The 20,253-nt window shown below is 65.5% G+C and carries 22 protein-coding genes; all 22 read left to right on the plus strand.

Going from position 1 to position 20,253, the window contains the following annotated elements:
- The first annotated feature begins 86 nt into the window (after positions 1-86).
- The 22 genes from QRO95_RS00820 (at position 87) to QRO95_RS00925 (ending at position 20,217) form a co-directional block, all read left to right on the plus strand.
- Positions 87-416: a hypothetical protein gene (locus QRO95_RS00820; RefSeq protein WP_005414880.1), complete on the plus strand. Its 330-nt coding sequence runs from the start codon at positions 87-89 to the stop codon at positions 414-416.
- A gap of 37 nt (positions 417-453) precedes the next feature.
- The gene (locus QRO95_RS00825; protein WP_100435462.1) at positions 454-1,107 is read left to right on the plus strand and encodes an RNA polymerase sigma factor; all 654 of its coding nucleotides are present in this window, start codon (positions 454-456) and stop codon (positions 1,105-1,107) included.
- Positions 1,104-1,319, plus strand: a complete 216-nt coding sequence (locus tag QRO95_RS00830) for a hypothetical protein (RefSeq protein ID WP_125893349.1) — start codon at positions 1,104-1,106, stop codon at positions 1,317-1,319. Before QRO95_RS00825 ends, QRO95_RS00830 begins: the two co-directional genes overlap by 4 nt.
- Before the next feature lie 278 nt (positions 1,320-1,597).
- Positions 1,598-1,909: a hypothetical protein gene (locus QRO95_RS00835; protein ID WP_180889480.1), complete on the plus strand. Its 312-nt coding sequence runs from the start codon at positions 1,598-1,600 to the stop codon at positions 1,907-1,909.
- 51 nt (positions 1,910-1,960) lie between these two features.
- Complete coding sequence (locus QRO95_RS00840; protein ID WP_285301496.1) at positions 1,961-3,172, plus strand: hypothetical protein; 1,212 nt, start codon at positions 1,961-1,963, stop codon at positions 3,170-3,172.
- On the plus strand, positions 3,169-3,987 hold the full coding sequence (locus QRO95_RS00845; protein WP_285301497.1) for a hypothetical protein: 819 nt from the start codon (positions 3,169-3,171) through the stop codon (positions 3,985-3,987). The genes QRO95_RS00840 and QRO95_RS00845 overlap by 4 nt, the downstream gene beginning before the upstream one ends.
- A 33-nt stretch (positions 3,988-4,020) precedes the next feature.
- The gene (locus tag QRO95_RS00850) at positions 4,021-5,319 is read left to right on the plus strand and encodes an ABC transporter permease (protein ID WP_285301498.1); all 1,299 of its coding nucleotides are present in this window, start codon (positions 4,021-4,023) and stop codon (positions 5,317-5,319) included.
- A gap of 1 nt (position 5,320) precedes the next feature.
- Entirely contained in the window at positions 5,321-6,520 is a 1,200-nt protein-coding gene (locus QRO95_RS00855) for an ABC transporter permease (protein ID WP_049462286.1), read from the plus strand.
- A gap of 128 nt (positions 6,521-6,648) precedes the next feature.
- Positions 6,649-8,046 carry a cytochrome ubiquinol oxidase subunit I gene (locus tag QRO95_RS00860; RefSeq protein WP_032129181.1) on the plus strand — a complete coding sequence of 466 codons (1,398 nt, stop codon included), beginning with the start codon at positions 6,649-6,651 and terminating at the stop codon, positions 8,044-8,046.
- A 1-nt stretch (position 8,047) separates the two neighbouring features.
- Positions 8,048-9,061 (plus strand): cytochrome d ubiquinol oxidase subunit II, encoded by a 1,014-nt coding sequence (gene cydB, locus QRO95_RS00865; RefSeq protein WP_005414876.1) that lies wholly within the window; start codon positions 8,048-8,050, stop codon positions 9,059-9,061.
- Positions 9,062-9,278: 217 nt separating this feature from the next.
- Entirely contained in the window at positions 9,279-10,022 is a 744-nt protein-coding gene (locus QRO95_RS00870) for a beta-ketoacyl synthase chain length factor (RefSeq protein ID WP_032129180.1), read from the plus strand.
- Positions 10,015-10,812 carry a 1-acyl-sn-glycerol-3-phosphate acyltransferase gene (locus tag QRO95_RS00875; protein ID WP_032129179.1) on the plus strand — a complete coding sequence of 266 codons (798 nt, stop codon included), beginning with the start codon at positions 10,015-10,017 and terminating at the stop codon, positions 10,810-10,812. The genes QRO95_RS00870 and QRO95_RS00875 overlap by 8 nt, the downstream gene beginning before the upstream one ends.
- Entirely contained in the window at positions 10,799-11,056 is a 258-nt protein-coding gene (locus QRO95_RS00880; protein ID WP_005411610.1) for a phosphopantetheine-binding protein, read from the plus strand. Before QRO95_RS00875 ends, QRO95_RS00880 begins: the two co-directional genes overlap by 14 nt.
- Positions 11,057-11,073: 17 nt before the next feature.
- Positions 11,074-11,331, plus strand: a complete 258-nt coding sequence (locus tag QRO95_RS00885; RefSeq protein ID WP_006402206.1) for an acyl carrier protein — start codon at positions 11,074-11,076, stop codon at positions 11,329-11,331.
- A gap of 22 nt (positions 11,332-11,353) precedes the next feature.
- A complete protein-coding gene (locus QRO95_RS00890; protein ID WP_012512473.1) occupies positions 11,354-11,905 on the plus strand; it encodes a membrane protein in 552 nt (183 codons plus the stop codon).
- Positions 11,898-13,583, plus strand: a complete 1,686-nt coding sequence (locus QRO95_RS00895) for an AMP-binding protein (protein ID WP_164080046.1) — start codon at positions 11,898-11,900, stop codon at positions 13,581-13,583. Before QRO95_RS00890 ends, QRO95_RS00895 begins: the two co-directional genes overlap by 8 nt.
- Positions 13,573-14,343 (plus strand): glycosyltransferase family 2 protein, encoded by a 771-nt coding sequence (locus QRO95_RS00900; RefSeq protein ID WP_180844880.1) that lies wholly within the window; start codon positions 13,573-13,575, stop codon positions 14,341-14,343. The genes QRO95_RS00895 and QRO95_RS00900 overlap by 11 nt, the downstream gene beginning before the upstream one ends.
- Position 14,344: 1 nt before the next feature.
- Positions 14,345-15,286, plus strand: a complete 942-nt coding sequence (locus QRO95_RS00905) for an acyltransferase (protein WP_285301499.1) — start codon at positions 14,345-14,347, stop codon at positions 15,284-15,286.
- Complete coding sequence (gene hutH / locus QRO95_RS00910) at positions 15,276-16,826, plus strand: histidine ammonia-lyase (protein ID WP_164162177.1); 1,551 nt, start codon at positions 15,276-15,278, stop codon at positions 16,824-16,826. Before QRO95_RS00905 ends, hutH begins: the two co-directional genes overlap by 11 nt.
- The gene (locus tag QRO95_RS00915) at positions 16,813-17,244 is read left to right on the plus strand and encodes a thioesterase family protein (RefSeq protein WP_071228589.1); all 432 of its coding nucleotides are present in this window, start codon (positions 16,813-16,815) and stop codon (positions 17,242-17,244) included. The genes hutH and QRO95_RS00915 overlap by 14 nt, the downstream gene beginning before the upstream one ends.
- On the plus strand, positions 17,241-17,870 hold the full coding sequence (locus QRO95_RS00920) for an outer membrane lipoprotein carrier protein LolA (protein WP_285301500.1): 630 nt from the start codon (positions 17,241-17,243) through the stop codon (positions 17,868-17,870). The genes QRO95_RS00915 and QRO95_RS00920 overlap by 4 nt, the downstream gene beginning before the upstream one ends.
- On the plus strand, positions 17,842-20,217 hold the full coding sequence (locus tag QRO95_RS00925; protein WP_285301501.1) for an MMPL family transporter: 2,376 nt from the start codon (positions 17,842-17,844) through the stop codon (positions 20,215-20,217). Before QRO95_RS00920 ends, QRO95_RS00925 begins: the two co-directional genes overlap by 29 nt.
- Positions 20,218-20,253: the final 36 nt, after the last annotated feature.

Consider the following 20,253-nt stretch of genomic DNA (forward strand, 5'->3'; position numbering starts at 1 on the left):
GGGATTGGCAAAGTGGTGCAACCGGTAACCGGCCTCGCGCATCCATTCTCCTGAACCCGCATCATCCACCGAACAGGAGCCCGACCATGCAGGAACTGATCCCGATCACTCTCTTCATCTGCATCGCCTACGCGATCCACGCCATTGCCGATGCCCGCGCCCGCAGCAAGCTGGTGGCCCCGCACGTGCCGGAGGAAGTGATCCGCTCGCTGGCCGTGCTGGAAGAAGAACGCCGCCGCCAGGGGGCGCTGCGCTGGGGCATCAGCCTGGTCTGCCTGGCGTTGGCCATGGCCCTGCTGGAAGCCATCGGTGCCCGTGACCTGACCTTCGGTGCCGCCGCCGCGCTGGTCGGCAGTGCTGGCCTGGGCCAGCTGCTGGCCTGGCACTTCACCCGCCCCGCCGCGCGCAAGGGCTGAGCCGGCCCATGTCACGGGCACAGGGGGCGCCCCGCAGATGAGCCTGCTCGGCGAAGCATTGTCGGCACTGCGGGGCCGTCGCCGCCACGATGCAGCGGAGACGGCGGCACCCGCCGCACCGCTGGATGCGGACCAGGCCCTGGTGCGGGCCATCATCGATGGCTCGCAGGCGGCGTTTTCGCAACTGGTCGAGACACATCAGCGCACCTGCGCACATGTGATCGGGCGCATGGTGGGCGATCGCGATCAGGTGGCCGACCTGCTGCAGGAGACCTTCCTGGCCGTGTTCCGCCAGCTGCACCGCTTTCGTTTTGAATCCTCGCTGCGCACCTGGGTTTCCCGGGTGGCCTACACCACCGCGCTGCAGCACCTGCGCCGGCGACGGCTGGAGGCGCAATGGATGGTGGCGGTGGAGGTGCCGGAGGAACTGGGAATCGGCGATGAAGGACCGGGGCCGGCTGAACTGAGCGAGGCGCTGCAGGCGGGGCGCCATCTTGGCGTGGCGCTGGAGCGGCTGAGTGCACCGCAGCGCCTGATCGTCGGCCTGCACTACCTGGAGGACTTCGACCTGGTCGAGATCGAGCAGGTGACCGGGCTGGCACGCGGTACCATCAAGAGCCACCTGCACCGCGCGCGCCAGGTCCTGAAGCAGGAACTGACGCGGCATGCCGCCGCCGGAGAACTGCTGTGAGCCCATCGACCGACCCTCGCGATGCGGAAGAACGCGCGCTGGCGCAGGCGTTGCGTGAGCAGACGCAGCAGGAAGAAACGCCGGATGTGAGCGAGGCGCTGCAGAAGCGCATTGCCGCTGAATCGCGCGATAGTGGCGTGGGCTATGTGGTGGTGCAGGTGGTGTTGTTGGGGGCGTTGGTGGCGGCGGCTGTCTGGTATTTCTGGCATTAAGCGATTTATAGACCGACACCAGTCGCATACGGCGTGAACCTTCCTATGCCATTCCCGAGGTCGCTGACTCGGACAATCCCCCACACCCGACGGATTGCGTCAGCTCCAGACGCTACGTGACGGTCCTCGCACTGAGGATAGTTGCAAAGAAATCTGCTGCTATTGATGTCGATGACCCTGCTGGAAAAATCTAAATCGTCAGCAACCGCTGACGTTGGCCAGGAGCCGCGCAAGCTCACGGTCATATCCAGCAGTATCAACTTCAAAGGAGCGGAACAATGTCGAAGATCTGCAAATCCGTGCTTCTCCCACCGGCACTCATTGCAATGCTTGGTCTATCCGGAATCGCATCTGCTGCGCAGGAAAGTGCGACCAATGATCTCACGCAGATCCAGAACGTCTCTGTGCTGGACATCAACCTCGTCAGCGGGGCGGAGCTGCAAGAAGGAATCAGCGATAGCGAGATCGCGGGTGTGCAATGTACCAACTACTCAAGCGGTGGAACCCACTGCGGTCACTACTCGTCGGGTGACGCAGAAGAGCTCCAGTTCGCGCATGTCGTTCCTGAAGTACAGAAGTTCAACGTCTAAGAACGCGGACGGCCGCCCTTGGGGCGGCCGTCCGCCACCAAGGAGAGGTTGATGAGAACTTCCATAGAGGAAATCAGGAGAGCGATTGAGGATCCGCGTAGAACGGTTGACGTTTGCTCGGTACTTCTGGATGCATGGTTTGAAGCTGCTCCGCGTCGTTTGGGCGAAGCTCTTTCGAAATTCAGAGCGAAGAAACTCGAGAACCACGAATGTGTGGAGAAATTTGAAAGAACGTTCAAGAACCTGGATCCTGCGGCAAGAAGAAGATTGCTTGGATCCCCGTGGGTTTCTGGATTCATGGATGATCCAGATGGAGTCTCTCATGAAGATCCAGATGGAAGGCCCGTCTCGACCATCGAAGCACTTCATCTCGCCGCAAGGGCGGAATGTCAAATTTCTCCAAACCATGAAGAAGCGGGAGGGTTGCACCATGGGAAGGAAGTCGAAAGCCCACTAGGGGAGTGGGTGGTAAGGCAGCGTGATTTCGGATTTGAAAAGGTTGAGCGCGCAAAAGTGGGGGGCGTGATCGCTCTGGACGTGGATAGTGGACTGGCACGCCGGAACGAACCTGAGAGCGGAACGTTCTGCAATCCATTCATGAGTATTTCACCAGAAGAGCTTGGGGTAATCCAGGAGAAGCTGGAAGCCGCCATAGAACTCGTGGATAAAGCCACTCCACATCTGGGTCTGCTGATTCGAATATTCACAAGGCGTGTGTTTGTGAGGAAGTCGATCCAGTTGGGTGATCAGGTTTCACCACTCAATCTTGGATCCGAGTATCGGCCGATTCATGTTGGTTGCATCCGAATTCTCAATGTTCACAGGCCAGAAATGACCGTGGATCTTTGCGCAGAGGCAATTCTGCATGAGTCCGTACACTCGTATCTCTCCGCCTATGAAGAGGTGCACGGGAAGTTCATGTCAGGTGCAATCAGGGTGCGCCCGGTTTCACCATGGTCAGGAAATTTCATTCCCAACCATTCGCTGGCACACGCGGTTTTTGTTTACTACGCCATCCATCAGCTTCTCGGGAGATTGGTTGGTGTCGGCGGCGAGATTGGAGAAGAAGCCGGGAGGAGAATGAAGCGACGACTGATGCACGTAGCGGGCGGATTCTTCATCGAACGGAAGATCTCGACGCTATTCGTACTGGAGTCACCCGCCTCATTGCAGCTGATGGCGGTCGTGGATGAAATTCAGGAGGAGATCAGGGCCCAGTACGGCCGAAAAGTGCAAAGGGAGATGCTGGAGAGCGTGGCATGAAGATTCCAACCATTGTCATCCACTCCGACCCGGAAGACGTTGTCGCAACCGTGCTGAGAGATGTCGAGGGTGTGAGTGTGATCCATCTGGACGAGCTGACTCAAAGTTGGTGCGTTCAGGAGGCTGAGATCATTGAACCCATAGTGGAAACGTCGATTCCTAACATGTGGTCCGCCTACATCATCAACAGAGTCTTCGATCTCTCTTGCACCGAGATTGGCAAGCGTCTTCGTGCATTCGGATTGCATGAGAACTGGGCACACACAGCTTTGGGTTCGGTTCTATCGCGAGCGCACACACTGACGTATGGAATTGGTCCTCGCGGAGTGAGTAGATCGCTTCTCCCCTTGAATGTGCAGTGGAAGCTTCTTTCCGAGCGTATTCCAGGCATTAGAACGCCACGTTTTGCTTTTGGGTTCGGTCATCGAATGGCTGATATGTCGCATCTGGACAAATTCGTACAGAAGTCAGTCTGGTCCTACTTCCGTTGGGACGGTGATTCTGATGTCGCAGAAGGGGAGCGGCAGTGGCATCCATTCTTCGTCGAACAGCCGCAAGGCATCCCAATCATATGTAGCTACCACGGAGAGGCGTTTGCACTGAGTTTCCCTAGGGGGCGACCCAAGGCGGATCTCGGGGCCTTTCCCGCTCTCATATGCGCATGCCGGGAACTTTTCGACAGCAGGATGGGCGAGATTCTGGTGTACCAAGAGAACGAAATTCTGACCTTCTGCGCCTGCAGCCCATACATGGCTGGAATAGGTGAGCTGGGAGAAAGGGAGCAACTTCTTCTACAGGGAGTTCCTTCGAGTTGAAGTTGAGGGCTCTGCAAAGGCCAAGGAGGGTACGTGCACGGTTACTACATCAAGATGTCGTTGATTCGATTCAAGCAGAGAGTCGGCACTCATCTGTCAATCGCTCTCATGCTGGGTGCGGGGGTAGGGATCACCACCGTGATGCTTTCCATTGTTCTCCAGGCATCGTCGGATCCCGCTCCAGGCCGGAGCTCGGCATTGTTCCGCCCCTACCTTGACGCGCGTCCAGATGCACTGCGCAGTGGCTCTCCGGATCCTGGTCAGTCACTGACCTGGCCAGACGCGAAGGTGCTTCTGAACCAAGGCCGGACGTGGAAGCAGGCAGCAATGGCAGGGGGCGCGGTGACGCTCTCCCGGCCGGGAGAGCCCAGCGCAAGATTGCGCGCCAGGTTCGCCACGTCCGAAGTCTTCAGTGTCCTCGGCATTGCCGTTGTTCAAGGGCGCGCATGGACCGCCGAGGAGGGGCATGCTGCGAGTCGAATCGTGGTTCTGTCGCGTGTGCTCGCAGAGCGCGAGTGTGCACAGGGCTGTGTTGGTCATCAGTTGGACCTGGGCAGACGCACCTATACCGTAGTGGGTGTCGCGGAGGATTGGCATCCGGTGCCTATGTTTCAGGGAGACCTCACGCGCAGGCCGTTTGTGGAGCCTGACGAGATCTACCTGCCGCTTGAAACCGCAATCGCAGACAAGCTGACTGTTTTGGACGGGACTGCGATCTGGGGTGGTGACCAGGACACGGATCCTGCAGGGGCCAACGTTTCCTGGCTTCAATTGTGGGCGTGGCTGCCCACCGCAGACGATGTCGCCGCTTACCGCGCGAGTCTGAACGCCTATGCGCATGAAAAGGGGCTTCGGATCGAGCCAGGCGCCCAGCAGGTGGCACTCTGGCCGTTGATGGATTGGCTGGACAGGCTGGGATTGGTTCCGGAGCAGGCGAGGATGCAGCTTCGGTTGTCGCTGATCCTGCTCGGCGTTTGCATCGTCAACGCGGCGGCGCTGCTGAGCTTCAGTCTGGGGCGCCGTCGGCGGGAGTTCGCGATACGACGTGCACTGGGAGCACGACGCCGAGACGTGTTCATCCAGCTCATGTGGGAATCCATCGCGGCGGGCGTCGCAAGCGGTGCGCTCGCTGTCGTCACCTATACGCTGGGAATCCGGGTGGTTGCTGCGGGAGACGTTCTGCCCAGCGCGATAACAGCGATGCATGCCGGGGCAATGCTGATGGCGGCTGGTCTGGGAGTCGTCACGACGTTGCTCTGTTCATTGGTCACATCGTTTGAAATCTGCAGGGTCAGCTCACTGTCGAGTGCCTTCGCGAAGGGGGCTGCCTGAAATGTTCGAATCAATGAGGGAGACTCGACGACATCTGGGAAGCGCCGCACTGCTTGCAGTGCAGGCTGCGCTTGCAAGCCTGGCATGTGCGTTCGCACTGCAATCTGTGCTGGACAGCTTCGCCAGATTGAACACCCGCAGCATCCGGGACGCAGTATCGATTGGTGTGGTCAGGGTCTCGGATGTCGAAGAAGGCGCTGATGCTGCAGTGCTGCGGGCAGACCTGTCCGCGATCCGGCTGCCCGGTGTTCAGGACACGGTTGTGAGCGACGCTGTTCCGTTCGGGGGAAGAGCCCATCGATACGGCGTGTGCACCAGCGAGTCGGCCATGGCGTACTCGATGAACGCGGGTACGACAGACGTTGCTGGATGTGATCGCATTCCCGTGGCAACTGCCAGTTCTGGCTTGCTGGCGATGCTGGGCGCGGGAATCGTCCTGGGACGGGATGCCACAGAGGACGACATGGCTGAAGGTGCTCCGGTAGTGCTGATCAGTGAAGCGCTGGCTGCCCGTCTGTTCGGAACGGAGAGTGCTGTTGGCCGCCACCTGTATTTCGGCCCCGGCAGCAGCCGGGTCATCGTGGGCGTATTTGCGTCTGTTGCTGGACCGGCACCAGGAGGCAATGAGCGGGACTCGCAATGGGCGCTGCTTCCGGGCCTTCCCACGGGCGCCAGTCGCTATTATCTGGCGAAGTGGAAGTCGGAGGTTGATCGTTCATCGCTTGATCGCACTGTCGATGCGCTACAGCGGCCCTATCGGATCGTGAATTCGACCGGTGTCGAGACGCTGGCGGGATATCGCGACGCCTACGTCAAAGCTGATCGCTTCGCTACGACCGTGCTCGCGGTCATGACGGCCATCGTTCTCGGTGTGCTGATGGCCGGGGTTTCCGGAGTCGTAGGCGCCTGGCTTGATCGGCGCCGGCACTCCATTGGGGTTCGACGGACACTCGGTGCTCGCGGCTCAGTGATCTTTGCCGAAATCATGTTCGAAGTTTCACTGTTCACCACACTGGGCGCCCTGCTCGGCGCGTTGTCGTTGCAGTGGATAGGGCCGCCACAGGATGGCATCACAGGTTCACTGTGGTTATCGATATCGAGCGCTGTCGTGCTGGTGATGGCGGCCTGCTTGACTGCACTGGTACCCCGGGCCCTGCGAATCGCCAAGGAGCCGCCCTTGACCCTGCTGAAGCCCCTGTAGCCCGTTCATCCTGTCATCCAGCTTCCCTGCGACAAAGTGAAGCAGCGCGTCACCCGGTCGCATCCCACCTTAACGAAATCCTCCTAAAGTGGTCCGGTATCCCACCGGTCACAGGCAGGAGGCGTCCCTTGGACGCGTTGTTGTTGTCCCGGATCCAGTTCGGATTCGTCATCAGTTTCCACGTGCTGTTCCCCGCCTTCACCATCGGTACGGCCAGCTGGCTGGCCTTCATCGAATGGCGGTGGCTGCGCACGAAGTTGCCCGTGTGGCGCGAGCTGTATTTCTTCTGGCAGAAGATCTTCGCCGTGTCGTTCGGCATGGGCGTGGTCAGCGGCATCGTCATGGCCTTCCAGTTCGGCACCAACTGGCCACGGCTGAGCGAGGTGGCCGGCACGGTCATCGGACCGCTGCTGACCTACGAGGTGCTGACCGCGTTCTTCCTGGAAGCCAGCTTCCTCGGCGTGATGATGTTCGGCTGGGGCCGGGTCTCGCCGCGCCTGCATTTCTTCTCCACCTGCATGGTGGCGCTGGGCACGCTGTTCTCCACGTTCTGGATCCTGTCGTCCAACAGCTGGCTGCATACACCGGCCGGCTACGAGATGGTCAACGGCATCGTGCATCCGGTGGACTGGTGGCAGGTGGTGTTCAACCCCTCGTTCCCCTATCGCCTGGCCCACATGGCGCTGGGCTCGTTCATCACCACCTGTTTCGTGATCGGTGGCGTCGGCGCGTGGTACCTGCGCAAGGGCACACATGTCGAGGCCGGACGGCGCATGCTGATCGCGGCGGTGGCGTTCGCGGCGCTGACGGTGCCGGTACAGATCTTCGTCGGCGACATGCATGGCCTGAACACGCTCAAGCATCAGCCGATGAAGATCGCGGCGATGGAAGCGCACTGGCATGAAACCCAGGAAGGCGAGGGCGTGCCGCTGGTGGTGTTCGCGCTGCCGAACGAGAAGGAAGAGCGCAACGACTTCGAAATCGCCATCCCGAAGCTGGGCAGCGTGATCCTCACCCACAGCCTGGACGGCACCTTCGATCCGCTCACCTCGGTGCCGGCCAGCGAGCGGCCGCCGGTGACGCCGGTGTTCTTCGCCTTCCGCATCATGGTTGGGCTGGGCACGCTGATGCTGCTGCTGGCCTGGGTGTCGGCTTTCCAGCTGTGGCGCAGGAGGCTGCTGGATTCGCCGTGGCTGCTGCGCGGCTGGAACTGGATGCTGCCCAGCGGTTTCATCGCACTGCTGTCGGGTTGGTTCGTCACCGAGATGGGGCGCCAGCCGTGGGTGGTGTATGGCGTGCTGCGCACCGCTGATGCGGTCGGCCCGCAGAGTGCGTGGATGACCGCGTTGTCGCTGGGTGTCTATGTGGTTGGCTATGCCTTCGTGTTCGGCTGGGGCATCTGGTACCTGGTGAAGATCCTGCGCCACGGGCCGCAGCCGTATGCCGAGGGGCCGTCGCTGGACCATGGCAGCCATACCCCGGCACGTCCGTTGTCGGCCGCCGATGAACCGCTGGAGGAGCGCTGACATGGACCTGATGACCTGGCTGCCGGTGGCGTGGTTCGCGGTGATCGGCTTCGGCGTGCTGATGTACGTGGTGCTGGACGGCTTCGTGCTCGGCATCGGCATCCTTGCCCCGTTCGCCGAGGACGAGGAACAACTGGACCTGATGATGAACACCGCCGCGCCGATCTGGGACGGCAACGAGACCTGGCTGGTGCTCGGTGGCGCTGGCCTGCTGGCGGCCTTCCCCAAGGCCTATGCGGTGCTGCTGTCGGCGCTGTATCTGCCGGTGCTGCTGCTGGTGGTGGCGCTGGTGTTCCGCGGCGTGGCCTTCGAGTTCCGCTTCAAGGCGCATCGATCGCGCCGGTTGTGGAGCGTGGCGTTCGGCCTCGGTTCGCTGCTGGCCACGTTTGCCCAGGGCGTGATCCTCGGCACCCTGGTGCAGGGCATCCCGCTGGTGGACGGTGTCTATCAGGGCGGGCCGTTTGCCTGGTTCAGCCCGTTCGCGATGCTGACCGGTGCCGCACTGGTGGCCGGCTATGCGCTGCTGGGCAGCACCTGGCTGATCCTGAAGACCGAAGGTCGCGTGCAGGCGCTGGCGCGGCAGATGACCCGGCCACTGGTGGTGGCGGTGATCGCGGCGATGGGCCTGGTCAGCAGTTGGCTGCCGTTCCTCGATTCGCGCCTGATGGCGCGCTGGTTCAGCGACGGCAACTTCTGGTGGCTGTCGCCGGTGCCGCTGCTGACCCTGGCGGTAGCCGCCGCGCTGTGGCGCAGTGCCACCCACCCGCGCCGCGACCTGCCGCCGTTCCTGCTCAGCCTGGCCCTGTTCGTGCTCGGCTTCCTCGGCCTGGTGCTGGGCATGTGGCCTTATCTGTTGCCACCGTCGATGACCCTGTGGCAGGCCGCCGCGCCGGCGTCGTCGCTGGGCTTCACGCTGGTCGGGCTGGTCATATTGCTGCCGGTCATCCTCGGCTATACGGCGTGGTCCTACCGGGTATTCCGCGGCAAGGTGCACGCCGACACCGGTTACCACTGATCGATTGAACACGGGGCCTGCCGGTGCCGGGCCCCGTGTTGGGAAATGTGAAACCTGCACACCCTGCGCGGGACGTGCTAGCGTGCGCTCCTTTCCGGCGGCCAGGGGGGCAGCCGGCGACGTCCTGGACGGACGCACGGCTGCAGGAACGGGGGGCCGCCGCGCGTCGCCGTAATGGCTCGTGCCTATCGTTCTCCCGTTGAAGCACCATCGCTAAATGATCGAATTCTCCATCGTCGACTGGGCTGCCTGGGCGCCCGGCCTGAGTGAGCGTAGCCAGTGGCTGGGCTGGGCCGATGCGCCGTACCTGCCGCACGGCGCGGACACGCCGGCGCTGGCCGAGGTGCCGGCGATGCAGCGCCGCCGCATCGAGCGGCTGGGCCGGATGGCGATCCAGGCCGCGTGCTGGTGCGAGGACGGGCAGGGCGCCGACAGTGACGTGCCGCTGGTGTTCGCCAGCCGCCACGGCGACGTGGCCCGTTCGATGGACCTGCTGGGCGCGCTGGTCGGCGACCAGCCGTTGTCGCCGACCGGATTCGGCCTGTCCGTGCACAACGCGATTGCCGCGCTGTATTCCATCGCCCGCGGCCACCGCGGCAACTACCTGGCGCTGGCGGCGGGCCAGGCCACGGTGGAGACGGCTTGCCTGGAGGCCGTCGGCCTGCTGGCCGACGGTGCCCGCGAGGTGCGGGTGGTGGTCTATGAGTCGCCACTTCCGGAAATTTACGCGACGTTCGCCGACGAACCCGACCCGTTCTTTGCCTGGTGCTGGCGCCTGACCGCCCCGACAGAGGGCCGACCGACGCTGTCGCTGCAGTGGCAGCCGGCCGACGCCCAGGCCAGCACTGCGCCCGGCCTGCTGCCGCATGCGCTGGACCTGCACCGGTTCCTGTTGTCCGGCGCGCCGGCGCTGGAACACGTGGCCCACGGCCAGCGCTGGCGCTGGAGCCGCCGTGGCTGAGCTGCTGCGCCGCCTCGACCATGCCTGGCGGGTGTTTGGCACCGGCCTGAGCTTTGTCGCATTTGGCCTGGGCGGCCTGTTGCTCGGCGTGCTGGTGATGCCGGTACTGCTGCTGATGCGTGACCCGGTGGCACGCCGCCGCCGCGCCCGGCGCGTGGTCCAGGTCGCGTTCGCCAGCCACCTGCGGCTGATGCGCGGGCTGGGGGTGATGACGTACGAGATCGAGGGCGGTGAACGCCTGCAGCGCGACGGCCTGCTGGTACTGGCCAATCACCCGACCCTGATCGACGTGGTCTGCCTGATCTCGCTGCTGCCCAACGCCGACTGCGTGGTCAAGCGGGCCGTGGCCTGCAACCCGTTCATGCGCGGTCCGGTACGGGCCGCCGGCTACATCTCCAATGACGATGGCGCCGGCCTGGTCGATGACTGCGTGGCCGCGGTGCATGCCGGCGGCACCCTGGTGATCTTCCCGGAGGGCACCCGCAGCGTGCCCGGGCAGCCGCCGCGGCTGCAGCGTGGGGCCGCCAACATCGCCGTCCGCGGCCGGCTGGACATCACCCCGGTGCGGATCACCTGCAGCCCGCCAACGCTGACCAAGGGGCAGAAGTGGTATCGTGTCCCCTCACGTCGCTTTCACGTTCGGCTGCAGATCGGCGAAGATATCCCGATCGCGCCATTTCTGGCCGAAGACGACTCGCCAAGGGGGGATGCCTTGGCAGCCCGTCGCGTCACCGAGCACCTTTCTCGTTATTTCGACCTGTCTGGAGATCCGAACCGTGCAAGCACTTGAGCACGAGATCAAGGAATTGATCATTTCCTCCCTTTCGCTGGAGGACATCACGCCGGAGGACATCGATCCGACCGCCCCACTGTTCGTCGAGGGCCTTGGCCTGGATTCGATCGACGCGCTGGAGCTGGGCCTGGCGCTGCAGAAGAAGTACGGTGTGAGCCTCTCGGCCGATTCGGAAGAAACCCGTCGCCATTTCTCCAGCGTGCGCGCGCTCGGCGAGTTCGTCGCCGCCCGCCAGTCGTAACGGTGCCAGGACCTGCCATGACCAAGAATGAACTGTTCGAACGCATCGTCAGCATCCTGACCGACAGCTTCGAGATCGAAACCGCCCGGATCACCCCCGAGGCCCGCCTGTACGACGACCTGGACATCGACAGCATCGACGCGGTCGACCTGATCGTTCAGCTGAAGCCGTTGCTCGGCCGCAACCTGCAGCCGGAAGCGTTCAAGGCCGTGCGCACCGTGCAGGACATCGTCGATGTGGTGCACAGGCTGCTGCCGGACCAGGCAGCCGCCTGACCGCAGCGCCGGCGGCTCCACCATGGCACGCGCACGCACGGTCGTGGTGGCTGCGATCTCGCTGGCCTACCCGGTGCTGGTGTACCTGGCGATGGGCCGCTTCGAGCCACGCTGGTTGTCGCTGCTGCTGTTCACCCTGGCCCTGCTGCGCGCGCTGAGTACGCGCCAGCCGCTGTGGTGGGCTGCGGCCGCCGGCACCGGCCTGCTGGCGGTGCTGGCCACTGTGCTCAACCAGGCCCTGCCGCTGAAGCTGTACCCGGCGCTGGTCAACGCAGTGATGCTGGCGGTATTCGGCACCAGCCTGCGTTTCGGCCCGCCGCTGGTGGAACGCCTGGCACGGCTGCAGGAACCGGACCTGCCCCCGTTCGCGGTGGCCTATACCCGCCGCGTCACCCAGGTGTGGTGCGGCTTCTTCGTTCTCAACGGCAGCCTGGCCCTGCTGACCGCGCTGTACGCGTCGGACCGGGTCTGGATGCTCTACAACGGATTGTTGGCGTACGTGATGATGGGCGTGTTGTTCGCAGGTGAGTGGCTGGTGCGGCGGCGGGTGAAGGCGGCGCACGCGCATGGCTGAGTGGATTGCCCTGGACCGGCTGCTGCTGGAGGCGCGGCCGCATCGAAGCGTTGGCGTCTGCGATGGCGAGGTGATCGACCACGCCCGCTTCCGCCAGCGCGTACTGGCCTGGCGCGCCGCGTTTGCGGCGGCCGAAGGCCGTGACTGGGCCCTGTATTTCGATGATGCGGTGGCCTTTGCCGCTGCGTTGTTCGGTGCCTGGCATGCCGGCAAGCGGGTGTTCCTGGCTGCCGACAATCTGCCGGCCACGCTGCAGGCGCTGCAGCCGCAGGTGAGTGGTTTCGCAGGCGATGTGTCCGCCGATTATCGTCCGCTGGCGGCGCTGGACGCCGCACCGGACGAGGGTCTTCAGGCGCTGGACGAGCGCGCCTGCGAGCTGTGCGTGTTCACCTCCGGCAGCACCGGACAACCCAGTGCGATCAACAAGCGCATGGACCAGCTGACGCGCGAGGTGGACGCACTGCAGGCTGCGTTCGGCACGCAGCTGGAAGGCGTGCAGGTGCATGGCACGGTGTCGCACCAGCACATCTATGGCCTGCTGTTCCGCGTGCTGTGGCCGCTGGCTGCCGGCCGCCTGATCCATCCACGCCGGTTCTTCCACGAAGATCTGGTGGGTGCGCTGGCCGGTACCGATACGGTGCTGGTCGCGACCCCGGCCCACCTCAAGCGCCTGCCCGAGCAGCTCGACTGGGCCAGCCTGCATGGCCGCCTGCGCGCGGTATTCTCCTCTGGCGGCCCGCTGCCGGAAGAAGCCGCACGCCAGGTGCGGCAGTGGCTCGGCGTGGCACCGACCGAGGTCTATGGCAGCAGCGAGACCGGCGGCATCGCCTGGCGCCGCTGGGACACCGACCTGCCGCCGTGGCAGCCGCTGCCCGGCGTGCAGTGGCGCATCGAGGAGGGCTGCCTGGCGGTGGCCTCCGCACATCTGGAAACCCCGGATTGGTGGCGTACCCAGGACCGCGTTGAAGCGTTGGCCGATGGCCGCTTCCGCCTGCTGGGCCGCGCCGACCGCATCGTCAAGATTGAAGAGCGCCGCGTTTCGCTGGATGCACTGGAACGTGCGTTGCGCGAAGACGCCGAAGTGGATGACGTGCGCGTGCTGGTGCTGCCCGGGCAGCGCGAGCAGCTGGCCGCGGTGGTGGTACCGGCCGACCCGACGCTGCTGGAGGGCGGTGAGGCCGCGCGCCGCGCGCTGGGCCAGCGCCTTGGCACACGCCTGGCACAGGCTCATGACGCGGTCACCCGGCCGCGCCGCTGGCGGCTGGTGCCGGCGCTGCCGATCAACGCACAGGGCAAGGTCACCCAGGCGGCACTGGCAGCGCTGTTCCAGCCGCTGATGCCGGTGCCGGTCTGGGATCACCGCGATGCGGCCAGCGCCACGCTGCGGATGACCCTGGACCCGGCGCTGCGACCGTTCCAGGGCCACTTCCCGCAGGCGGCGATCCTGCCCGGCGTGGCGCAGCTGGACTGGGCGGTGCGGTTTGGCCGCCAGGTGTTCGCCATGCCGGCAGTGTTCCTGCGCATGGATGCGGTGAAGTTCCAGCACGTGGCCCGCCCGGGCGATGAGCTGACCCTGCAGCTGGACTGGGATGCCGCACGCAACGTGCTGGCCTTCCGTTACACCTCCAGCCACGGCGTGCATGCCAGCGGCAAAGTGGTCTTCGCCGATGCGGACTGATCCGGCCGTTGCCGGTGCCGCGTTCGCGCCACTGGTGGTGATTCCCGTCTACGACCACGAGCACGCCATCGCGGCGGTGGTCGACGGCGTGCAGGCCGCCGGCCTGCCGTGCCTGCTGGTCGACGATGGCTCGCATGAGGCGTGCGCGGCAGCATTGCGTTCGCTGGCACAGCGCCAGGGCGTCGACCTGCTGCGCCTGGACGTCAACCAGGGCAAGGGCGGGGCGATGCTGGCCGGTTTCGCCGAAGCCGGCGCGCGAGGCTACAGCCACGTGCTGCAGATCGATGCCGACGGCCAGCACGATACCCGCGATCTGCCACGCTTCATCGAAGCGGCGCGCGCCCATCCCGAGGCGGTGATCTGTGGCATTCCGGCCTACGACGCCAGCGTTCCCAAGGCGCGCCTGTATGGCCGCTACGCGACCCACATCTGGGTCTGGATCAACACGCTGTCGCTGCATCTGCGCGACACCATGTGCGGCTTCCGCGTGTATCCGCTGCCGCCGGTGCTGCGCCTGATCGGTGAAGAAACCATCGGCCGGCGCATGGATTTCGATACCGAAGTGATGGTGCGCCTGTACTGGCGGCACCTGCCGGTCGAGCACCTGGCCACGCGCGTGACCTATCCATCCGATGGCGTCTCGCACTTCGATGTGTGGCGCGACAACGTGCGCATCAGCCGCATGCACACCCGCTTGTTCTTCGGCATGCTCTGGCGCGCACCGCGCCTGCTGTGGCGCCGCCTGCGGGGGCAGCGCTGAGATGGCGGCCGCGCAGGGGGCCCCGCACTGGGCCGACATCGGCGAATCCACCTCGGTGGCCGGCGTGCTGTTCCTGTGCTGGGTGCACCGCTGGTTCGGGCGCTGGCCGTTCCGCCTGTGCGTGTGGCCGGTGGTGGCCTGCCATTGGCTGGGCAACCGCGTCGGCCGCCAGGCCTCGATGCAGTACCTGCAGCGGCTGCAGGCATACAGCGGCGTGCTCGGCCGCACGCCGACCCGGCGTGACAGCCTGCGCCATTTCTTCGCCTTCGCCGATACGATGCTGGACAAGATCCTCGGCCTGGGCGGGCGCTATCCGGCCGAACGCATCCACCTGCATCGCGACCTGGTGCTGGAGAAGATCGCGCGCCGCGAGGGCGGGCTGATCCTGACCGCGCACATCGGCTGCCTGGAACTGTGCCAGGTGCTGGCCGAACAGGTGCCTGGGTTCCGCATCACCGTGCTGGTGCACACCGCGCATGCGCAGCGCTTCAACCGCCTGCTGCAGCGGTTGGACCCGCTGGCGGCGGTGGAACTGGTGCAGGTAACTGAAATGGGCCCGGTCACGGCGGTGATGCTGGCCGAGCGCGTGGCGGCGGGTGGCTTCGTTGCCATCGTCGGCGACCGCACGCCGGTGCAGGGCGGCCGCAGCGTCACTGCCGATTTCCTTGGCCACCGCGCGCCGTTCCCGATCGGTGCCTACGTGCTCGCCGCCGCGCTGGGCTGCCCGGTCTACACGATGGCCTGCCTGCACCAGGGCGAGGGTTATCGCGTTGCGTTTGAACAGTTCGCCGAACGCATCGTGCTGCCGCGTGGCTCGCGCGATGCCGCACTGGCCGAACAGGCACAGCGCTTCGCGCGCTGGCTGGAACTCCAGGTCATCCAGTCCCCGTTGGACTGGTTCAATTTCTTCCCCTTCTGGGATCAGGCTCCGCATGACGACTGACGCCGTACCCGTGTGCCGCTTTGGCGATGCACCGTTGACCATCGAAGACGTGGTTGCCCTGGCCCAGCGCCAGTGCGAGGCCGCATTGAGTGACGCGCCGGCGTTCCGTGCGCACATCCAGCGCGGTGCCGACTTCCTCGACCGCCTGCTGCGCGAGGACGGCGTGATCTACGGTGTGACCACCGGCTACGGCGACTCGTGCACGGTGAACATCCCGCCGGCGCTGGTGGCGGAACTGCCGCACCACCTGTACACCTACCACGGCTGCGGCCTGGGCCGTTACCTGGACCCGGTCGAGACCCGCGCGGTGCTGGCCGCGCGCCTGGCCTCGCTGGTGCGCGGCATGTCCGGTGTCAGCGTGCCGCTGCTGGAAGGCCTGGCCACGCTGCTGCAGCACGACGTGCTGCCGATGATTCCGGCCGAAGGCTCGGTGGGTGCCAGTGGTGACCTGACGCCGCTGTCGTACGTGGCCGCGGTGCTGTGTGGCGAGCGCGAGGTGCTGCACGACGGCCGCGTTCAGCCTGCGGCCGAGGTGCTGGCGAAGATCGGCATGACCCCGCTGAAGCTGCGGCCGAAGGAAGGCCTGGCGATCATGAACGGTACCGCGGTGATGACCGGCCTGGCCTGCCTGGCCTGGCAGCGCGCCGACTACCTGGCGCGCATGGCCACGCGCCTGACCGCGTTCAACGTGCTGTCCAGCGACGGCAATGCGCACCACTTCGACGAAACCTTGTTCGCGGCCAAGCCGCACCCGGGCCAGGGCCGCATCGCCGCGCGCCTGCGCAGCGACCTGCACAGCGAGCGTCCGCCGCGCAATGAACAGCGCCTGCAGGACCGCTATTCGCTGCGCTGCGCACCGCACGTGATCGGCGTGCTGGAAGACAGCCTGCCGTTCCTGCGCCAGCTGATCGAAACCGAGCTGAACAGCGCCAACGACAACCCGCTGATCGATGCCGACGGCGAGCGTATCCTGCACGGCGGCCACTTCTACGGCGGCCACATCGCGCTGGCGATGGACACCCTGAAGAACACCGTGGCCAACGTCGCCGATCTGCTCGACCGGCAGCTGGCGCTGGTGGTCGACGCCCGCTACAACCACGGCCTGCCGGCCAACCTGTCGGCGGCTACCGGCCCGCGCGCAGCCATCAACCATGGCCTGAAGGCGCTGCAGATCAGCGTTTCGGCCTGGACCGCCGAAGCGCTGAAGCAGACCATGCCGGCCAGCGTGTTCTCGCGCTCCACCGAATGCCACAACCAGGACAAGGTCAGCATGGGCACCATTGCCGCGCGCGATTGCCTGCGCGTGATCGAGCTGACTGAACAGGTAGTGGCCGCGATGCTGATCGCTGCCCGCCAGGGCCTGGCGCTGCGCGAACGGGTTGGCCTGAACGCGCAGCTGCATGGCAGTCTGGCCGACATGTACGCCGACCTGGGGCAGCGCATCGCCCTGGTTGAAGAAGACCGCGCGCTGGATCGCGAACTGCGGGAACTGCTGGTGGAGATCCGCGCGCAACGTTGGGAGCTGTATGCCGGTGAATGAAGCAATCGAACGGGCCGGCGAGATTTCGCTGACCCCGGCCTTCCATGACTGCGATCCGATGAACGTGGTCTGGCATGGCAACTACTTCAAGTACTTCGAGATCGCGCGCTGCGCGCTGCTCGGGCGCTACGACTACGACTACCCGCAGATGCTCGAATCGGGCTACCTGTGGCCGGTGGTCGATGCGCGGGTGAAATATGTGCGCCCGCTGCTGTTCAACCAGGCCTTGCGCGTGATCGCGCGCATCGTGGAATGGGAGAACCGGCTGAAGATCGAGTACGAGATTCTCGATGCGCAGAGCGGCCAGGTGCTGACCCGCGCGATGACCATCCAGGTCGCGGTGGACGCTGCCAGCAAGGAAATGCTGTACCAGTGCCCGCCGGTGCTGTGGGAACGCCTGGGAGTGCCTGCACCATGAACCGAGCGAACCGTTTCGCCCGTGCGCTGCTGTGCGCGCTGCTGCTGGTGGCCGCACCGCTGGTGCAGGCGGCCGACCCCGCCATCGATGCGATCACCCAGGCGGTGGCCCGGCCGGATGTGCTGCGTGGCCAGTTCAGCCAGGAAAAGCAGGTCAGCGGCTTCAAGAACCCGCTGCGTTCTCAGGGCCGGTTCGTGGTCGCGCGCCAGCACGGCGTGATCTGGTCCACGCTCAAGCCGTTCCCCTCCGAGGTGGTGGTCACCGCCGACCGCATCCTCAGCCGCCAGCGCGATGGCAGCACCCGCGTCGAACTCGATGCACGGCAGCAACCGGCGATGCGTTCGGTGAACGCGATCATGTTCGCGCTGATGAGTGGCGACGTGCAGGCGCTGTCCAGCCAGTTCAACGTGGCGGCCAGCCGTGAAGGACAAGGCTGGCGGCTGCGCCTGACGCCGAAGTCGGCGATGCTGGCCAAGGCTTTCGAATCGCTGACCCTGCAGGGCGACCGCTACGTGCGCCAGGTCGAGATCGTGGAGGCCAACAAGGACCGCACGCAGATCCAGTTCAGCGCGTTGAGCGAGACGCCGGCCACGCTCAATGCCGACGAGGCCCGCCGCTTTGAGTGAGGCCGCGGCATCGAACGCACCGGACCGGTTGCGGCGCTGGTGGCACTGGCTGGGCATCGCCTGGCTGCTGGTGCTGGTGGTACTGGGCGCGCAGCAGTGGCACCTGTGGAGCCAGCAATCGCGGATCGACACCGACATCCTCGCCCTGCTGCCGCAGGATGCACACGACCGTCTGTTGAGCGATGTCACCCGGCGCATTGCCGATGGCAGTTCGCGGCAGGTGGTGGTGCTGCTGGGCAGCAAGGACGGCGCTGCCGCCAAGCGTGCGCAGGCCGCGTTTGCTGCAGCCATGGCCAAGGACGCCGATCACGCCCTGCTGGTACCCAGCGGCTCGATCGAAGGCTGGTTCGATGAGGCGCGCGCGTTCTACGCGCCGTACCGTGACCGCCTGCTGACCCCGGCCCAGCGCGAGCAGCTGCAGGACAGCGAGCCGGGCGCGCTGGCCGAACAGGCGTTGGCCGCGCTGTACGGCCCGATGGGCGCGCCGCGCCTGACCGACTGGCGGCAGGACCCGTTGTCGCTGTGGCCGCAATGGTGGCAGCAGCAGGCGCAGGGGTCGGGACTGCGGCTGGGCGATGACGGCCTGCTTGAAGCCGAGGACAAGCATTGGGCCGCGCTGCAGTTCGACACGCCGGGTTCGGCGTTCCAGCTCGACGGCGAACGCCATCTCGATGGCCTGCTGGAACGTGCCGGGCAGGCAGCAAAAGCGGCCGCTCCGGATCTGGAGATCCTGCATGCCGGCGTGCCACTGCACGCCGAAGCGGCCGCGGTGCAGGCCAACCAGGAAATCAACACCATCGGTTGGGGGTCGCTGGCGGCGGTGCTGCTGCTGGTGTGGCTGGCATTCCGCTCGCTGCGGCCGATCCTGCTGGTCGCCGCCTCGCTGCTGATCGGCTGTGGTGTGGCGCTGGCGGTGACCGTGCTGGTGTTTGGCAAGGTGCACGTGCTGACCCTGGTGTTCGGTGCGTCGCTGGTGGGCGTGGCCGAGGACTACGGCATTCACTGGTTCGCCTCGCGCCAGGCCGAGCCGGCCGATCGTCGCTGGAAACTGCTGCGGCATCTGCTGCCTGGCCTGTGGCTGGCCCTGCTGACCAGTGCGCTGGCCTACCTGGCATTGGGCCTGGCCCCGTTCCCGGGCCTGCGCCAGATGGCGCTGTTCTCAGTGGTCGGTCTGGCTGCCGCCTTCCTCACGGTGATCTTCTGGTTCCCGTGGCTGGATGGTGGCGAGATCCGCCAGACCCGCTTCTCGCAGTGGCTGGGCAACACGCTGGAGCGTTTCCCGCGCCTGCATGGCCGCCGCGCGGTGACGATGTTCGTGGTGATCACGCTGGCACTGTCTGCCATCGGCATCGCGCGCCTGCAGAGCAACGACGACCTGCGCAGCCTGCAGTCGTCGCCGCCGGCATTGATGGCGCAGCAGATCCGCCTGAGCCAGTTGCTGGGCATGCCCAGCCCGGCGCAGTTCTACCTGGTGCAGGGCGCCGATGCCGCGCAGCTGCTGCAGCGCGAAGAAGCGCTGACCGAACGCCTGCGTGTATTGGCCAACGACAAGCGCATTGGTGGCTATCGCGCGATCAGCGATTGGCTGCCGTCGCCGTCGCGCCAGCAGGCCGATGCCGCGCTGACCGCGAGGGTGGAACCCGGCGTGCTGTCGGCCGTGTCCGAGGCCGTGGGCGAGCCGCTGCAGCGGCCGCAGTTCGCGGCAGCGCCGCTCAGCGCCGAAGCCTTCCTGGCCTCGCCGGCCTCGCAGCCGTTCCGTCACCTGTGGGTGGGTGAGGTCGGTGGGCAGATGATCAGCGTGGTGATGGTCGATGACCTGTCGCGCGCCGATGCGCTGGCCACCCTGCAGGGTGCGGCCGAAGGCCTGCCGGGCGTGCGCTGGGTGGACCGTACTGCCGACTTCTCCACGCTGCTGGGCCACTACCGCAAGCTGATGGGTGGGCTGCTGCTGGTCGGCATCGCGCTGGTGTTCGGCGCGCTGTGGCTGCGCTACCGCCGCCAGGCCTGGCGCGTGTTCGCGCCGACCCTGATTGCCGGTGCCTTGACCCTGGGCCTGCTGGGCCTGTTCGGCCAGCCGCTGCAGCTGTTCAACGTGCTGGCTTTGATGCTGCTGCTGGGCATGGGCATCGACTACGGCATCTTCCTGATCGAGCACCGTGGCGATGCCAGTGCCTGGCTGGCGGTGTGCGTGGGCGCGGCCAGCACCTGGCTGTCGTTCGGCCTGCTGGGCCTGTCGCAGACCCCGGCGCTGCGCGCGTTCGGCCTGACGCTGCTGTTCGGCATCGGCCTGGTCTGGTTGATCTCGCCGCTGTTCCGGCCGCCGCCACATGACCTGCCGCCAGCTTGAAGCTGTCTTCCGACTTCCTTCTTCCCACCTGATCGA

Source organism: Stenotrophomonas maltophilia group sp. Smal13 (genome assembly GCF_030236855.1).
GTDB lineage: Bacteria > Pseudomonadota > Gammaproteobacteria > Xanthomonadales > Xanthomonadaceae > Stenotrophomonas > Stenotrophomonas maltophilia_A.

What these genes read in the sequence shown, in the direction of transcription:
- QRO95_RS00855 (WP_049462286.1), top strand. Translation starts at nt 5,321, where the DNA reads ATGTTCGAATCAATGAGGGAGACTCGACGACATCTGGGAAGCGCCGCA.
- QRO95_RS00840 (WP_285301496.1), top strand. Translation starts at nt 1,961, where the DNA reads ATGAGAACTTCCATAGAGGAAATCAGGAGAGCGATTGAGGATCCGCGT.
- QRO95_RS00915 (WP_071228589.1), top strand. Translation starts at nt 16,813, where the DNA reads ATGCCGGTGAATGAAGCAATCGAACGGGCCGGCGAGATTTCGCTGACC.
- hutH (WP_164162177.1), top strand. Translation starts at nt 15,276, where the DNA reads ATGACGACTGACGCCGTACCCGTGTGCCGCTTTGGCGATGCACCGTTG.
- QRO95_RS00835 (WP_180889480.1), top strand. Translation starts at nt 1,598, where the DNA reads ATGTCGAAGATCTGCAAATCCGTGCTTCTCCCACCGGCACTCATTGCA.
- cydB (WP_005414876.1), top strand. Translation starts at nt 8,048, where the DNA reads ATGGACCTGATGACCTGGCTGCCGGTGGCGTGGTTCGCGGTGATCGGC.
- QRO95_RS00870 (WP_032129180.1), top strand. Translation starts at nt 9,279, where the DNA reads ATGATCGAATTCTCCATCGTCGACTGGGCTGCCTGGGCGCCCGGCCTG.
- QRO95_RS00825 (WP_100435462.1), top strand. Translation starts at nt 454, where the DNA reads ATGAGCCTGCTCGGCGAAGCATTGTCGGCACTGCGGGGCCGTCGCCGC.
- QRO95_RS00890 (WP_012512473.1), top strand. Translation starts at nt 11,354, where the DNA reads ATGGCACGCGCACGCACGGTCGTGGTGGCTGCGATCTCGCTGGCCTAC.
- QRO95_RS00920 (WP_285301500.1), top strand. Translation starts at nt 17,241, where the DNA reads ATGAACCGAGCGAACCGTTTCGCCCGTGCGCTGCTGTGCGCGCTGCTG.
- QRO95_RS00900 (WP_180844880.1), top strand. Translation starts at nt 13,573, where the DNA reads ATGCGGACTGATCCGGCCGTTGCCGGTGCCGCGTTCGCGCCACTGGTG.
- QRO95_RS00905 (WP_285301499.1), top strand. Translation starts at nt 14,345, where the DNA reads ATGGCGGCCGCGCAGGGGGCCCCGCACTGGGCCGACATCGGCGAATCC.
- QRO95_RS00845 (WP_285301497.1), top strand. Translation starts at nt 3,169, where the DNA reads ATGAAGATTCCAACCATTGTCATCCACTCCGACCCGGAAGACGTTGTC.
- QRO95_RS00895 (WP_164080046.1), top strand. Translation starts at nt 11,898, where the DNA reads ATGGCTGAGTGGATTGCCCTGGACCGGCTGCTGCTGGAGGCGCGGCCG.
- QRO95_RS00925 (WP_285301501.1), top strand. Translation starts at nt 17,842, where the DNA reads ATGCCGACGAGGCCCGCCGCTTTGAGTGAGGCCGCGGCATCGAACGCA.
- QRO95_RS00820 (WP_005414880.1), top strand. Translation starts at nt 87, where the DNA reads ATGCAGGAACTGATCCCGATCACTCTCTTCATCTGCATCGCCTACGCG.
- QRO95_RS00885 (WP_006402206.1), top strand. Translation starts at nt 11,074, where the DNA reads ATGACCAAGAATGAACTGTTCGAACGCATCGTCAGCATCCTGACCGAC.